General features: G+C 63.1%; 18 protein-coding genes. 9 read left to right on the top strand and 9 right to left on the bottom strand.

The window, feature by feature from the left end:
- Window positions 1-40: 40 nt before the first annotated feature.
- From V5A26_RS06075 to fer, 4 genes are all read right to left on the bottom strand, one after another.
- Window positions 41-1180 carry a DUF7118 family protein gene (locus tag V5A26_RS06075; RefSeq protein ID WP_332320547.1) on the bottom strand — a complete coding sequence of 380 codons (1140 nt, stop codon included), beginning with the start codon at window positions 1178-1180 and terminating at the stop codon, window positions 41-43.
- Window positions 1167-1532: a phosphoribosyl-AMP cyclohydrolase gene (gene hisI, locus V5A26_RS06070; protein WP_332320548.1), complete on the bottom strand. Its 366-nt coding sequence runs from the start codon at window positions 1530-1532 to the stop codon at window positions 1167-1169. Before hisI ends, V5A26_RS06075 begins: the two co-directional genes overlap by 14 nt.
- Before the next feature lie 90 nt (window positions 1533-1622).
- Window positions 1623-2618 (bottom strand): A24 family peptidase, encoded by a 996-nt coding sequence (locus tag V5A26_RS06065; protein WP_332320549.1) that lies wholly within the window; start codon window positions 2616-2618, stop codon window positions 1623-1625.
- 159 nt (window positions 2619-2777) lie between these two features.
- Window positions 2778-3167 carry a ferredoxin Fer gene (gene fer, locus V5A26_RS06060; protein WP_332320550.1) on the bottom strand — a complete coding sequence of 130 codons (390 nt, stop codon included), beginning with the start codon at window positions 3165-3167 and terminating at the stop codon, window positions 2778-2780.
- A 157-nt stretch (window positions 3168-3324) separates the two neighbouring features.
- On the opposite strand from fer, the gene hisA reads away from it, so the two are divergent.
- From hisA to V5A26_RS06040, 4 genes are all read left to right on the top strand, one after another.
- Entirely contained in the window at window positions 3325-4050 is a 726-nt protein-coding gene (hisA, locus tag V5A26_RS06055; protein ID WP_332320551.1) for a 1-(5-phosphoribosyl)-5-[(5-phosphoribosylamino)methylideneamino]imidazole-4-carboxamide isomerase, read from the top strand.
- Between the two features lie 78 nt (window positions 4051-4128).
- On the top strand, window positions 4129-4716 hold the full coding sequence (gene hisB, locus V5A26_RS06050; protein ID WP_332322270.1) for an imidazoleglycerol-phosphate dehydratase HisB: 588 nt from the start codon (window positions 4129-4131) through the stop codon (window positions 4714-4716).
- 30 nt (window positions 4717-4746) lie between these two features.
- Window positions 4747-5250, top strand: a complete 504-nt coding sequence (locus V5A26_RS06045; protein ID WP_332320553.1) for an amino acid-binding protein — start codon at window positions 4747-4749, stop codon at window positions 5248-5250.
- Window positions 5251-5332: 82 nt separating this feature from the next.
- Window positions 5333-5968, top strand: coding sequence for an IMPACT family protein (locus tag V5A26_RS06040; RefSeq protein WP_332320554.1), 636 nt, complete (start codon window positions 5333-5335; stop codon window positions 5966-5968).
- Here the strand turns inward: V5A26_RS06040 and V5A26_RS06035 are convergent, their stop codons facing one another.
- Both V5A26_RS06035 and upp read right to left on the bottom strand, forming a co-directional pair.
- Window positions 5969-6184: a DUF7569 family protein gene (locus V5A26_RS06035; RefSeq protein WP_332320555.1), complete on the bottom strand. Its 216-nt coding sequence runs from the start codon at window positions 6182-6184 to the stop codon at window positions 5969-5971.
- A 36-nt stretch (window positions 6185-6220) separates the two neighbouring features.
- Entirely contained in the window at window positions 6221-6907 is a 687-nt protein-coding gene (gene upp / locus V5A26_RS06030; RefSeq protein ID WP_332320556.1) for a uracil phosphoribosyltransferase, read from the bottom strand.
- Window positions 6908-6997: 90 nt separating this feature from the next.
- Between upp and V5A26_RS06025 the strand changes: the two genes are divergently transcribed.
- Window positions 6998-7696 carry a DUF5828 family protein gene (locus tag V5A26_RS06025; RefSeq protein WP_332320557.1) on the top strand — a complete coding sequence of 233 codons (699 nt, stop codon included), beginning with the start codon at window positions 6998-7000 and terminating at the stop codon, window positions 7694-7696.
- A gap of 58 nt (window positions 7697-7754) precedes the next feature.
- Entirely contained in the window at window positions 7755-8930 is a 1176-nt protein-coding gene (locus tag V5A26_RS06020; protein ID WP_332320558.1) for an inorganic phosphate transporter, read from the top strand.
- On the opposite strand, the gene V5A26_RS06015 is transcribed toward V5A26_RS06020, so the two are convergent.
- Entirely contained in the window at window positions 8931-10283 is a 1353-nt protein-coding gene (locus tag V5A26_RS06015; RefSeq protein ID WP_442908735.1) for a hemolysin family protein, read from the bottom strand. It lies immediately after the preceding gene.
- A gap of 109 nt (window positions 10284-10392) precedes the next feature.
- Between V5A26_RS06015 and V5A26_RS06010 the strand changes: the two genes are divergently transcribed.
- The 3 genes from V5A26_RS06010 to V5A26_RS06000 are packed head-to-tail and all read left to right on the top strand — an operon-like array spanning window position 10393 to window position 11859.
- A complete protein-coding gene (locus V5A26_RS06010; protein WP_332320559.1) occupies window positions 10393-10689 on the top strand; it encodes a glutathione S-transferase N-terminal domain-containing protein in 297 nt (98 codons plus the stop codon).
- Window positions 10686-11198: a redoxin domain-containing protein gene (locus tag V5A26_RS06005; RefSeq protein ID WP_332320560.1), complete on the top strand. Its 513-nt coding sequence runs from the start codon at window positions 10686-10688 to the stop codon at window positions 11196-11198. The genes V5A26_RS06010 and V5A26_RS06005 overlap by 4 nt, the downstream gene beginning before the upstream one ends.
- Before the next feature lie 49 nt (window positions 11199-11247).
- Window positions 11248-11859 carry an L-threonylcarbamoyladenylate synthase gene (locus tag V5A26_RS06000; protein ID WP_332322269.1) on the top strand — a complete coding sequence of 204 codons (612 nt, stop codon included), beginning with the start codon at window positions 11248-11250 and terminating at the stop codon, window positions 11857-11859.
- Window positions 11860-11878: 19 nt separating this feature from the next.
- Here the strand turns inward: V5A26_RS06000 and V5A26_RS05995 are convergent, their stop codons facing one another.
- Window positions 11879-12541 (bottom strand): CRISPR-associated protein Cas4, encoded by a 663-nt coding sequence (locus V5A26_RS05995; RefSeq protein WP_332322268.1) that lies wholly within the window; start codon window positions 12539-12541, stop codon window positions 11879-11881.
- A 97-nt stretch (window positions 12542-12638) separates the two neighbouring features.
- Window positions 12639-13250, bottom strand: coding sequence for a conditioned medium-induced protein 4 (locus V5A26_RS05990; protein WP_332320563.1), 612 nt, complete (start codon window positions 13248-13250; stop codon window positions 12639-12641).
- Window positions 13251-13255: the final 5 nt, after the last annotated feature.

Genomic DNA, 13255 nt, shown 5'->3' with positions numbered 1-13255 from the left:
GCCCAATCGGTTAAGAAGGTTCGTACTGGCGACCGGTCGGTCAGTCCTCGAGTGCGTCTCGGAGCGTTTCCAACCGCTCGCGAGCGGCGGCCAGATCCGCCTCGATCCGGCCGTCTGCAACGCGGTTTCGCTCCGCGTCGCTGAGTTGGGTTTTCGCCCGAGCTGTCAGTCGCAGCGAGGCGTAGCGATCCGGGTCGGTCCGGGCCATTTCGAAGGCCGAGCGGAACGCAGCGATCGTTTCGTCGGGCGCGAACCGATCGAGTACGGCAATGAGTTCTCGGCCCCGCCAGCGCAGCGTCTCGGCTGCGGGCGGGGGCCACTCGACCGTAAGGGGGGTGGCGTCGATCCCGGTCAGGTAGGTCCGGCTTCCGCCCACGATCCGGGCGAACGTGGCCGGGGACTCGACGTAATGGGCGAGTTTCGAGCGCGAGTAATCGGCGTACTCCAGGAGTGTCGGGATGGATTCGGTGCCCACTGGAGCCGAGTCGAGGTACTCCTGCAGGTCTTCAGGCGGTTCCGGGACCGGGACCAGTGGAAATCGCTGGGCACGCTGCATGACCCCAAGGACATCCCGGGCCGGCGCGGACCGACGGAACTCCGTAACGGCCTGGCGTACCGACTCGTTATACCGCTCGAGCGGTTCCCGAAGGTCTTCGACCGGGGCATCGAGGTCCGCCGCCCCGAGCGAGCGGATCGTTTCCAGCCGGTCGATGCGGTTCCGCGTCTCTTGAATGGCGTCCCGGATATCACCTTTCGTCGCCGCAACCAGCCGGTTGGCCTCAGTACGTTCCTCCAGTCGGCTAATCAGGTCCTCGACCGGTTCAAGTCGGGATCCCGCCCATTCGAAATCGGACTCGGTGAGCCGGCGCTTTTGAAGCCGGTCGTCGATTTCTTCGAAGGTCTCCCGCTCTGGCAGGTCCGCGGGCAACTCGTTGGTGAACAGTTCCAGTTGCTCCTGGAACTCAACGAAGGCCTGAAAGTCACCGGAGCCGCTGGCCCGCTCCTCGTAGCGACCCAGGAGCGTGGTGAACTGCTCGTGAAAGGACTCCAGGCGTTCGAGTTGGGCCTCACCGACCGCCTCGACGCGCTCGACCGCCGCGTCGCGTTCGCGTCGGGCCGCAGCGAGTGCTTCGAGGAGGGCCTCGGTCGACTGGCCGTCGGTGTTATCAGTAGACGGCATCTGGATCGAAAACGACCTCCCCGATGTTGGTTCCATCTGCCGTTCGGTAGAAACAGGAGTGATGGCCAGTGTGACAGGCGCCGCCGGTCTGCTCGACGCGATAGAGCACCGTGTCGCCGTCACAATCCACCCGAATTTCTTCGACAGACTGGGTATGGCCGGAGGTTTGGCCTTTCTCCCAGAGTTCGTCGCGGCTCCGCGAGTAGTAGTGGGCCCGATCGGTCTCGACGGTCCGCTCGACGGCCTCCCGGGTGGCGTAGGCGAACATCAGCACCTCCTCGGTTTCGACGTCCTGGGTGATGACGGGAATCAACCCGTCGGTGAACTCGAGGTCGACCTCGAGAGATGTCATACCCGAGAGAACGGGAGGTCCCCGGATAGCCGTTTCGTCCTGCCCGAGTCGACACCACTTCGGGGACGGTGTGCTGATTCAGGACCGATATTATCCCACGATGCCGAGAACCTCCAGCACGAGAAACAGGACATCCCCCGCAGTCAGCGCCAGAAGGAGCCCGAAGAACGTCGGCACAATGAACGGAATGCCTGGCGAGACCCAGACCCTTTCAGTTTCGACGATCCGATCGATGCCGGCTCGGAGGTCTTCAGGGGCGGTGCCATACGCGCTCGTCTCAATATTATCAAGGAAGGCCTCGGCCCCCCAGGGGTCGTCGATTGGGCCGTCACGGGTTTCTGGCGCCGCATCGACAGGTTGGGAGCCGGTAACCTGTGAATCGGGTCCCGCGGCGACCGCTCCGTCGGTCGGTGCCCCTGGGTCCTCGGGAAGCGTCGCCGGATCAACGAGGCCAGGCGACGAGCGGAGCGTCTCCAAATCGATCCGTCGCCATCTGAGGTACATCCGCAGGGCGTCGAGGTCCAGCCCGGAGTGAGTGAACGAACCGTCGGTGTCAAGGAGGGTCCCGTGACGCTCGAGGAGACTCGAGACTGACACCCGTCTAGCGATAAACGCAAGCAGTGAGAGTTTTCCTGATCGGGCGTTTGCCACTGCCAGTGCCAGGGGGTACGCGGCTCCGACCAGGACGGCGTTCGTCAGGATGGTCAGGGAGAAGATGCCAATGTCGGTGACCACGGCGGGCACGGTGAGCCCGAAGAACTCGTACACTGGATAGGTCGGGAAGAGGACGGCGATGGTGAGAAACGCTTTCGCGTCGGCCCCACCGAAACTCCCGATGAACCAAAAGCCCATCGCGAGCGCGCTCACGACGCCGACCCCGATGATGGTTTGGAGGAGAAAGCGGTTGAAGCGCGGGCCTTCAAAGCCAAGCGCGAGTGCGTCCCAGATGAGCAGCACTATGCCGAGTGCGATGAGCGGATACCAGGTGCGGTTCGGAACCCGCCGGGTTTTGATGTCGCTATAAGCGGCCCACCCGAGGACCGGTACCGCGAGCAGTCGCAGGAGATCCGGTAGCGTCGCGTCCACGACTTTTCTTCTCACCCGGTCCCGATTTAGGTGTTGTCGTTGGCAGCCGGATCCGCGCTACCTATATGTTACCGTTGGCCGGCGCATCTGCTGGGCCCATGGCTGCTCGAAAATGTGTTTGACAGGTCCGACAAATCGATTGGAAGAGCGCCGCCCCGATCAGATCACACGGTCCTGGAGGAAGTCCAGGTGCTTCGCGTTGTAGACGACTTTAACATCGTCGGCCGCCGGCGAGCCGATACAGGTCAGGCGGACGTTCTCGTCCTCGATTTCCTCGTCCGAGAGGATCTGCTGCATGTCCATCTCGATGTCGCCCTCTTTGACGATACCAGCGCAGTTCGCACAGGCACCGGCCCGACAGGAAAACGGCCAGTCGTATCCCGCGGCCTCGGCGGCCTCGAGAATATACTCTCCCTCTCCAACGTCAAGCGTGCCGTAGTCCTGGTCGTCCAGTCCCGCACTCTCGGCCTTCTCGAAGAGACCATCGTCCTCCAAGTCCCAGCCCTGGTCGTCGAGTACCTCGTAGTTGATGTATTCTACTGTGGGCATCATTGACACCTTTCTCAGGCAGAGGCCAAAGTAGTTTTCCTTCTGGGGTATTTCGCCGGCTCGTGGGCCTCCGAGCGGAACCGTGGAAAGGCCGGTCAGGCAGTTTTCCAACCGGTGAAGTCGGCGAGTTAAAGGCTACCGCCATGGAAACGGACATATGACCAAGGATGCTTTTGAAGTCATCCCCGCGGTGGATCTCAAAGACGGCGAGGTAGTCCAACTCGTGCAGGGCGAGCGTGGGACCGAGACAGGCTATGGCGACCCCGTCACAGCCGCAACCCGATGGGTCGACGCTGGTGCCGAAACGCTCCACCTCGTCGATCTGGACGGTGCGTTCGAGGGCGAGCGGGGAAACGCCGATGCGATCGACGCGATTCTCGACGCGGTCGACGTTCCCGTCCAGCTCGGGGGCGGGATCAGAACGGACGAGGACGCGCTCGAGTTGCTCGATACAGGCGTCGACCGGGTAATCCTCGGGACTGCAGCCCTTGAGGAACCCGAACTGGTCGAGCGGGTGAGCGCCACAAATCCGGACGGCCTGCTGGTCAGCCTCGACGCGAAAGGCGGTGAAGTCGTCGTTTCGGGCTGGACCGAGGGAACCGGCCTCGATCCAGCAGCGGCTGCCGGGCGCTACGAGGACCTGGGGGCGGCCGGAATCCTCTTCACCGATGTCGATGTCGAGGGGCAAAAAGCAGGGGTTCGAACCGGCACCGTCGAGGAGATCGTCGAGGCCGTCGACATTCCGGTGATCGCCAGTGGCGGCGTGGCCAGTATCGAGGATATCGCCGCGCTCAAGGACGTCGGTGCAACAGCGGTTGTGGTTGGGACGGCCCTCTACGAGGGTGCCTTCACGCTCGAGGCAGCCAAACACGCCGTCGAGTAGGGCCAAAGCGGCCAGAAGCCGGGTCAAATGGCCCAGCCGAGCACAACGGTCATATGGGTCCCCCGGCTGGGTTGAGTCATGAGCGAACGGCAGGCGGCCCGAACCAGGGAGACCGCCGAGACGGAGATCTCGGTCACGATTGATCTCGATGGGGCGGGCGAGGCGACCGTCGATACCGGGATCGGCTTTTTCGACCACATGTTGAGCGCGTTCGCGAGACACGGCTATCTCGATCTGACCGTCCAGTGTGACGGTGATCTCGAAATCGACGAGCACCACACCGTCGAGGACGTCGGGATCGTGCTGGGAGCGGCCATCGACGAAGCGCTCGGTGAGCGGCGCGCAATCCGTCGATTCGCCGACCGGACCGTCCCGATGGACGAGTCACAAGCCACAGTGGTCCTCGACATCAGTGGCCGTCCCTATTTCGACGCTGAGGGGACGTTCTCACAGGAGCGGGTGGGGGAGTTCACCAGCGTACTCGCGACTCACTTCGCCCGATCGCTGGCCGAGAACGCGGGGCTGACACTCCAGGTCGCCTTCGAAGGGACCAACGCCCACCACGAGGTGGAAGCGCTGTTCAAAGCCTTGGGAATCGCACTTGACGACGCGACGCGCCTGGACGACCGCCGCGGTGGGGCGCCAAGTACCAAAGGGACACTGTAGATGGGTCGAAACCGCTACCTCCGATAATCGATGTTCGAATCGATCATGGAGAAGTTCGAGGGCAGTCCGGGCCAGCAGGCAGTGGTCAAGCTCCTGCTCGAACGCGGCTTCTCCGTCAGCGAGGACGGTCGGGTAGTCTCGGGGTCGATCGAGATCCCGAATACCCAGGTTGCGGCCGAGGCGGGCGTCGATCGTCGGGTCGTCGACACAACCACCGATGCCATTCTTGCTGATCCCGAACTGGAACGGATCTTCCGCAACATCTCCCAGATTCCGAGCCTGATGGACCTCGCGCCGCTTTTGGATTTGACCGTGCTCACGGTCGCGGTCCGCAGCGCCGGGGAATCCGGCATCATCGCCGAAATCACGGACCGCCTGGCTAAACGGGACATTACGATCCGGCAGGCGGTGAGCGAGGACCCCGAGTTTACCGACGAACCCCGCCTCCACATCATCACTGAGCAGCAAGTTCCTGGCGACCTGCTCACGGAACTCTCGAATCTCGATATCGTGCGTTCGATCGAGATCCACTGACGGGGCCAGAGCAAGACCGCACAGCCCGAAAGTTCGTGGGCGAACCACAATCCCGAAGGCGCTCAGCCCACGAATCGTGATAATGACCGACCCCGATGGGGAACCCGAGCCGTACCTCACGGTCGCCGGCGAGGGGGGCTCCTATTTCGAGATTCGAGGGTCGGAGTTCACCGGTCATGTCGCGCCGGCTCGAAGCAAGGCCGCCGCCGAGGACTACATCAACTCGGTTCGCGGGGAGTTCTCCGGCGCGACGGTCATTCCGGCCTATCGGGTTCGGGTTGATTCGGGGTCGGGCTACATCCTCCGCGAGTACCAGGACGACCACTATGAGCCGACGGGCTCGGCAGGAAAACCGTCGCTGAACGTGCTGGTCCAGCAGGACCTCGAAAACGTAGTGGCGGTCGTGGCCCGGTACTACGGGGGGACCAATCTCGGAATCGGGGGGCTGGCCCGGGCCTTCAGCCGCGGCGTGAAAGAAGCCGTCGAGGACGCCGGAGTCACCGAGGCCCGGCCCGAGAAGACCTTCGGTATCGAGGTGGCCTACGACGATTCCGGAACGGTCCGTGGCATCCTCGAATCCGAGGGTGTGGACTTCGAGGGGGACTATCAGGAACGGGTCAGCTTCACGGTGACGGTGCCTGTCGGGGACGCCGCGTCGCTCAAAGACCGGATTAGAAGCGCGACGAGCGGGCGGGCCGAGATCGAGGCCGACACCTGATCAATCGACGATGAGTTCATCGTCGCCATCCTCGACGACCGTCGGCTCGGGCCGGTTTTGCATTTCGGTCTCGTACCGGGCGATCCATTCAGCGAAACACTCGGGACACAGTCGCTGGGCGTCGATCTGGGAGCGGTCGACGGTCAGACGAATGGTGCGGGCCAGCGCGTCGGAGACCGCCTCCCCGCAAGCGTCACAGCTATCGGCATCGCTCATGGTCGAAGTCCCGTCTCCAATCGGTATATAATTTGGTCACTCCGCGTTGGTGGTGCCGAAGGCTCGGTCACCGGCATCTCCGAGACCGGGAACGATGAATCCATCCTCGTCGAGATGGTCATCCACCGAAACTGTGAGCACCTCGACCTCCGGGAAGCGGTCCTCGACCCGAATAATACCCTCCGGGGCACTCACGGCGGACAGCAGGATGGTATCAGCCTCAGCCGGTGCGTCCTGGGAGACCCGTTCCAACACTGTCGTGGCAGTCGAGCCCGTCGCAAGCATCGGATCCGCAATGATAACGGTGTCTTCGGCGGTTATCTGGGGGAGTTTCACGTAGTCGATGTCGATCGGGAAGATCCCGTCCTCGTCCATCCCAGCCCCCTCGTCCCGGCCTGCGCTGATGACACCCTGGCGGGCCGCGGGGAAGGCTTTGAGTAACCCCTCCACGAAAGGAGTCGCCGCTCGGAGGACGTTGATGATCACGACGTCCTCGAACCCACTGACCCGTTCGCCCATCGTCTCGGTGAGTGGGGTCTCGATTTCGACGTACTCGGTCTCCATCGCGCCGTCGATGATCTCGTAGCCACAGATCCGCCCGAGCTGGACGAGGCCCTTGCGGAAGCCGATCTGCGCTGTCTCGGCGTCCCGCAGCGTCGAGAGGGTGGTAGTCGCAAACGCGTGGGAGATCAGTGCGCCGTGCTCTTGGTCCCGAATTGGCATGTGCGGGTTCACTCACACCGAGCGGTTATCGGTATCGGTCCGCGCCCGGCAGGGAAAAGGTGTTTACGGTGCGGAACGGAGTGCATACTAATGGAAGAGAGCATCTCGGGTTTCAAAACGCGGGGAACCTGGGGTGACGTCGTTGAGCACGGCGAGCGCATCACCACGGCCCTTCGGGAGGCCTCGACGACAGAGTCGTACCCCGAAGCCTTCGAGGACTGGGTCGAGTGGCGACCCAAAATGCACGAACAGATCGAGTCCGACGTCTCGGAGAAAACCGCAGATCAGGCCAGCGTCGGTGAGGGAAAAGGTGAAGCCGAGGGTAAATCGGCCGACGAAGACCTGCAGTCCGCCGGGGAACGCCTGACCGAATCCTACGAGCACATCGAGGAGAACGACCGGGATGGGGCCGTCGAGAAGTGGCAGGACACGATCGATTACGTCGCCCGGGCGGCGGATACGGCAAGCCGAAAGGTCCTGCGAAAGCTGGAAAACACCGTCTACCAGCGGGTCATGACCCAGGTCGCACCGTACTACTTCGATAACGAATTGATCAGCGCGAATATCCAGCGGCTCCGGTCCCAAGACGAGTTCGTCTTCGAGGTCAACGTCAACGACGAGACCCTGAAAGAAGAGGTGACCGACTACCTCCGCACCTTCGAGGATTTTCAGCGGTGGCACGTCGATACCGAAAAAGACGTGGAGACGGTCGAGGCCGTCGAGGGTGTCGAGGCACCGGACGGAACGGACTCCCCAGACGACGCGGCCCCGGATTCGCAGACAAATTGACTCCCACCCGCAAAACACCAACCCGGCAAGCACTTAACGGGGCCCCGTTCATCCGAATGTGATGAGTGTCGGCGCTCTCGCGACGTTACTCGTCGCGTCGCTTGCCAGCCTCTTCATGGCGTGGGCGATCGGCGCCGGCTCCAGCGGCTCGACACCGTTTGCCCCCGCTGTCGGGGCCAACGCGATTTCGGTCATGCGGGCGGGGTTTCTCGTCGGGCTTCTCGGCTTCGCGGGAGCGGTGATGCAGGGGGCGAACGTTTCCAAAACGGTCGGCACGGGCCTGATCCAGGGGGTGACGTTGACTCCCGTCGCGGTCGTGACGGTTTTGGGCATCGGGGCAACCCTCGTCGCCGTCGGCGTCTTCGCTGGCTATCCAATTGCCACCGCGTTTACTGTGACCGGCGCGGTCGTCGGTGTGGGGCTCGCCCTGGGTGGTGACCCGGCGTGGGCGGGCTATCAGGAGATCGTCGCGCTCTGGGTCGCCGTCCCGTTCGTCGGTGGCGGTGTGGCGTTCGCAACGGCGAAGGCGTTCCTGGCATTCGAGCGCGAGCAGATCCTCGTGCCCCTGCTCGGCGGGTTGGTGGGGATCATCGTGGCGAACATCCGATTCGACGTGCTCGGAGAGGAATCCGCGCGCTCGATCGCGCAGGTGGCTGCCGAGGCGGCAGGAGGGCCAGCGACAGCAGCCATCGTGGTCGCATCACTTGCGCTGGGGGTCGCTGTCGCAGTTCTTCTCTGGTGGGACCTCGGCCAGGACCCCGTGGCGGGTATGCGTCACTTTCTGGTCGCCATGGGTGGGCTCGTTGCCTTCTCGGCTGGGGGGAGCCAGGTCGGCCTCGCCGTGGGGCCGTTGATTCCGCTCGTGGGGGAGACCGTGCCCCTACAGATGATCCTTCTTGGAGGGGGTATCGGCCTACTCGTGGGCTCCTGGACTGGAGCGACGCGGATGATCAAGGCCATTGCGCAGGACTACAGTTCGCTTGGCCCCAGGCGGTCGATTTCGGCACTCATTCCTGCCTTCGTGCTGGCCCAACTCGCAGTGTTTCTGGGCGTTCCCGTCTCCTTCAACGAGATCGTCGTTAGCGCGATCATGGGCAGCGGACTTGCCGTCGAAGGCTGGGAGGGGGTGAGTGCGTCCAAAATGGGATACACGGTGCTCGCGTGGGTTGGATCGCTCATCTTCGCGATTGTCGTCGGCTACGCGGGCTTCCGACTCGTCTCCCTGTTTCTGTAGCTAGAGTTCTTCCACGCCTGGCCTTTCGGCGTCCGGAGGCCCTGCCTCGTCTTCGTGTTTCGTGACCCGGGCTTTCATGATCCGCGTGTCTTCGACCGTTTCGGCCCGGAGTTCGATGTTCTCGTAGGTGAAGACCTCGCCCTCCTCGACGAGCCGTCCCGCTCGGTTGAAGATGAAGCCGGCGATGGTCTCGAACTCCTCGCCCTCGGGGAGTTCGATGTCGAGTGCACCGTTGACTTCCTCAATGTTGACTTCGCCTCGGACCAGGACTGTTCGGTCGTCCACTCGGTCGACAGGTCGTTCTTCCTCGCCTTCGAGGATCTCGCCGACGATCTCCTCGATGATGTCCTCCGTGGTGATCAGGCCCTCTGTGGTGCCGAACTCGTCGATGACGATGACCATGCCGACCCGCTCCTCCTGCATTTCCTGGAGGAGATCGTCGACGTTCTTCGATTCGGGAACGTGGAGTGTCGGTTCGATGAGGTCCCGCAGCGTGGCCTCGCCGTTCTCGCTGTAGAGGTGTTCCCTGACAAGATCGCGGAGTCGGACAACGCCGATGACGGTGTCCAGATCCGACTCGTAGACCGGGACCCGTTCGTGGCCGCTCTGGGTACAGGTCTGGATGGCTGTCTCGATGGAATCGTCCGCGTCGACCGCCGTGACGTCCAGCCGGGGGGTCATCACTTCCTTGGCGATCGTGTTGTTGAACCTGAAGATGCGCTGGAACATCTCCCGTTCGTCGGCTTCGATGACCCCCTCCCGTTCGCCGGTCTTGATGAGGTTCTGGATCTCGTCGCGGGTCACGTAGGAGGTCTCGATAGCCGCGTGTCCACCAGTGAAACCGATCACGACCCGTGAGAGCTGATCGAAGACGACGACAAGCGGATAGAGCAGTCGCTCGGTCCAGGCGAGTGGGCGAGAAACCTGCAACGCCCACGATTCGGTGTGTTCGACCGCATATGACTTGGGTGCGATCTCGCCGAAAAGCAGGACCAGCGCGGTGATACCGAACGTGGCCGCGAAGACGGCCTGCCCCTGGGTGAGATAGTAGCCCAACAAGGCCGTCGCGATGGAGGACATCGCAATATTGACCAGGTTGTTCCCCACCAGTATCGTGACAAGCAGCCGATGGGGGTCGGACTTGAGTTCCTTGACAACCGCCGAGTTCGAAATGCCCTCCTCGTATAACGCATCAATTCGGTGGCGCGCCAGGGAGAACATCGCGATCTCGGAGGAGGAGAAAAAGCCCGAGAGCGCGACCAGAAGCAGGATTACGGCGACACCGAACACGGTCCAGGCCGTGGGCGAGGCTGCGATACCGAGCCCAGCAGTCATGGTAGGAAGGACACCCATCAACACCTGGAGTTCCGGGCCCGTGACCTAAAGAGTTTCTTCGTCGGGAAAGGCGGGTGAGTGGGCCGGACTCGGCAGGGTTTTCCCGATTCATCCCCGAATCTGGGACATGACAGAGTCGGTCCCCGAGGAGCCCCCGTCAGTCGACGTGGACCTCACGCTGTATCGGTTACAGGGCTGTCCGTTTTGCGAACGGGTCGTCCGAACACTAGACGATTTGGGCGTGTCCTATCACTCGCGGTTCATCGAAGCGATGCACTCCGAGCGGAATATCATCAAGCGCCTCACGGGGAGCCGTGAAGTCCCGGTCATCGTCGATCACAACACCGGCGTGGCGATGGGCGAGAGCGGCCGGATCGTGAAGTACCTCTACAACACCTACCGCAACCGGGGGGCGGACCAATGAGACGCAAAGTTGTGGAGCTACCGGAGACTGATCACGTCGCGGTGGGGGGAAAAGCTCCGGATTTTACCCGCCCACTGGTGAACACGGAGTTCTGGGAGGACGTGTCACTCAGCGACCTGCTCGAGGAGGGACCAATCTTACTTTTCTTCCACCCGATGGACGGTGCCTTCCCCACAACCTACGTCTACAACGAACTCACGGACCGTTCGATTCTGGAGTCGGCAGTCCAGGTCGTCGGCCTGACGATCTCGACCCCCTACGACCACGCACGGACGATCGAGGACGAGGGCATCGAATCGGTCCGGGGGCTCTATTCGGACCCGGCAAACGAGATCGCCGCGAAGTACGGCGTCACCCACGACCTGGACGGCATGGAAGGGATCGAAGAGCCGCGCCTCGCCTTCTTCCTCATCGAGCCGGACCGGACAGTCGCCTTCACCTGGGTTGCGGATGCCTGGCCGCAGTTCCCCGACTACGACGCCCTTGAAGACGCACTCGAGGACCTGTAGGATCCTCTCAGGGCGAACCTTATTCCCACCCGGAATCCACACCCATACCATGAGCGAGGGGCGTGCCGAAACTCCACGAGGGCCAATTGCCCGGGCCGCCGACGCGATCCAGGCTGGCGACCTCGTGGTCTATCCGACCGAGACGGTCTACGGGTTGGGTGCGGACGCGCTCGACCCCGAAGCGATTACCCGGGTTTTCGACGCGAAGGGGCGCAACCGGTCAGAGCCGATTTCGCTGGCCGTTCCCACCCCCGAGACGGCCCTATCATACGTCTCGGTGAGCGAGCGGGAGCGAGCGTTCATGGCGGAATTCCTGCCCGGTCCGGTGACTGTCGTGATGGCAAAGCGAGCGGTCGTGCCGGACGCGCTAACCGCTGGCGAGGATCGCGTCGGCATCCGGGTGCCAGACCACGACCTGGCCCACGCATTGCTCGACGCTGTCGAGCCCATTACTGCGACCAGCGCGAACGTGAGTGGTCGCCCCAGCGTTACCGATCCGGACTCCCTCGATTCGGAGATCCGAGCGGCCGCAGCGGAGGTACTCGATGGGGGAGAGACCGGCGGGACTGGGAGTACGGTTGTCGACGTGGAGCGGGGGGAGATCCACCGCGACGGGCCGCTCGTGGCTGACATCGAGGCGTGGCTCCAGGCCCACCCCTGATTGTGGGCTTCTGGGCAGCTCAACCCGTTAGCAGTGACCGGAGAGACCGCGTCCGGACCCCACATCGGTCGGCGAACCGGCAGGTCTCACACTTGGTGTCGTCATCAATTCGCTGTGGCGGAGCCGTCATCAAACGAATCGAGCGCAGCGTCCGGCGATACGCGGCTTTGTGTCGGGTGGTCAACTCCACGGAACGAATCACGCCGTGGCGAGGATACTCAACGAACGCCCGATCGACCGGGGTTTCCCACTCCCAGGCGAGTGCCTTTGCCGCCCCCACAGCTTTGACTGCCTGGGGCTGCCAGACGCCCTCTGGCGGTGGCGCACCCGGCGACACCAGCGACGGTGTAAGGGGATCGGTTAGGACCTTCGCGACGACGCCATGGACGTCTTTCCCTGTTAGCGAGACGTCTGTCCGTTCGGGAGCGACCAGTTCCTCCCAGGCCGCATGCGAGGTGCGGGCCGCCCGAAGCGCCTCGCAGAAGGTCGATGGGTGGACGGCTAATTTCTCCGCTGGGAGGTCCGCCGGCCCGGGACCGAAGACGTCCCCGTACCGCTGGCTCAGATCCAGCGCGTCCTGGTAGGTGGATGGAGGCGTTCGGTCCGTTTGCCGGGCATAGTGGAGCTTCCGTGGGCAGAAGGCCGCCAACGAAAGATCGGATAGTCGGACGGTGTCGGGCATAGCCACCAGTGGCCCGGTCTTTTCCCTTAAAGTTAGACGAAATGCAGGACACCGACCGACAAGTAGCCATCGCTTCCGGGGAACTTTTTTCCCCACCTCACATGTCGACGTCGACTTCCTGGTCCGCGACGGCCTCGCCGAGACCCGTTTCCTCCAGACTCGCAGTCAGCCGTTCCCCGATGTCACGGTCCTGAAGAATGGTTTCGAACGCCTGTCGATAGCGGTCTGCGACTTGGCGGCGTTCGATCTGGGTTTCCCGAACTCGCAACCAGTATTCGACAGTCGAGGCAGACACGTCGAGGGTCTTGGCGGCCGTGTCCACCGATTTCGTCCCCTCGGAGATCGCTTCGAGAAGCGGACCCGCGTCCGAATCGGGTCGGTCCGACTCCCGGACCAGATGCAGATCCAGGCGGGCCGTCCCAACAGTCGAGGGGTCAATGGTCTCTCCCTGGCCGCTCAATTCATGTGCGATCTCCGCATCGGAATCCCCCTCGTAGAAGCGTTCGACGACCGTCGCCAATGCGGAGAGCGGGAGAGCCGTCTCGAACGGGTGGGCCGATTGCATCGTCTCGATCTCCGCTTCGAGGGCCTCCCTGGGATCCGTATCTGATCCGAGCGAGCCCCGGGGGCGTCGCTGCCGCTCGGTGACCGATTCAGTTCCGGTCACGGACTCGAAAAGTTCGCGGAGTTCCTCGGTCCGATCGCCCATACTTG

It is taken from the genome of Halodesulfurarchaeum sp. (genome assembly GCF_036626455.1).
Taxonomy (GTDB): domain Archaea; phylum Halobacteriota; class Halobacteria; order Halobacteriales; family Halobacteriaceae; genus Halodesulfurarchaeum.
This window is presented reverse-complemented; position numbering and strand designations above follow the sequence as displayed.

Coding starts and splice junctions, on each gene's coding strand:
- V5A26_RS06075 (WP_332320547.1), bottom strand. CDS start 1,180: ATGCCGTCTACTGATAACACCGACGGCCAGTCGACCGAGGCCCTCCTC.
- hisI (WP_332320548.1), bottom strand. CDS start 1,532: ATGACATCTCTCGAGGTCGACCTCGAGTTCACCGACGGGTTGATTCCC.
- fer (WP_332320550.1), bottom strand. CDS start 3,167: ATGCCCACAGTAGAATACATCAACTACGAGGTACTCGACGACCAGGGC.
- hisA (WP_332320551.1), top strand. CDS start 3,325: ATGACCAAGGATGCTTTTGAAGTCATCCCCGCGGTGGATCTCAAAGAC.
- hisB (WP_332322270.1), top strand. CDS start 4,129: ATGAGCGAACGGCAGGCGGCCCGAACCAGGGAGACCGCCGAGACGGAG.
- V5A26_RS06045 (WP_332320553.1), top strand. CDS start 4,747: ATGTTCGAATCGATCATGGAGAAGTTCGAGGGCAGTCCGGGCCAGCAG.
- V5A26_RS06040 (WP_332320554.1), top strand. CDS start 5,333: ATGACCGACCCCGATGGGGAACCCGAGCCGTACCTCACGGTCGCCGGC.
- V5A26_RS06035 (WP_332320555.1), bottom strand. CDS start 6,184: ATGAGCGATGCCGATAGCTGTGACGCTTGCGGGGAGGCGGTCTCCGAC.
- upp (WP_332320556.1), bottom strand. CDS start 6,907: ATGCCAATTCGGGACCAAGAGCACGGCGCACTGATCTCCCACGCGTTT.
- V5A26_RS06025 (WP_332320557.1), top strand. CDS start 6,998: ATGGAAGAGAGCATCTCGGGTTTCAAAACGCGGGGAACCTGGGGTGAC.
- V5A26_RS06015 (WP_442908735.1), bottom strand. CDS start 10,283: ATGGGTGTCCTTCCTACCATGACTGCTGGGCTCGGTATCGCAGCCTCG.
- V5A26_RS06010 (WP_332320559.1), top strand. CDS start 10,393: ATGACAGAGTCGGTCCCCGAGGAGCCCCCGTCAGTCGACGTGGACCTC.
- V5A26_RS06005 (WP_332320560.1), top strand. CDS start 10,686: ATGAGACGCAAAGTTGTGGAGCTACCGGAGACTGATCACGTCGCGGTG.
- V5A26_RS06000 (WP_332322269.1), top strand. CDS start 11,248: ATGAGCGAGGGGCGTGCCGAAACTCCACGAGGGCCAATTGCCCGGGCC.
- V5A26_RS05995 (WP_332322268.1), bottom strand. CDS start 12,541: ATGCCCGACACCGTCCGACTATCCGATCTTTCGTTGGCGGCCTTCTGC.
- V5A26_RS05990 (WP_332320563.1), bottom strand. CDS start 13,250: ATGGGCGATCGGACCGAGGAACTCCGCGAACTTTTCGAGTCCGTGACC.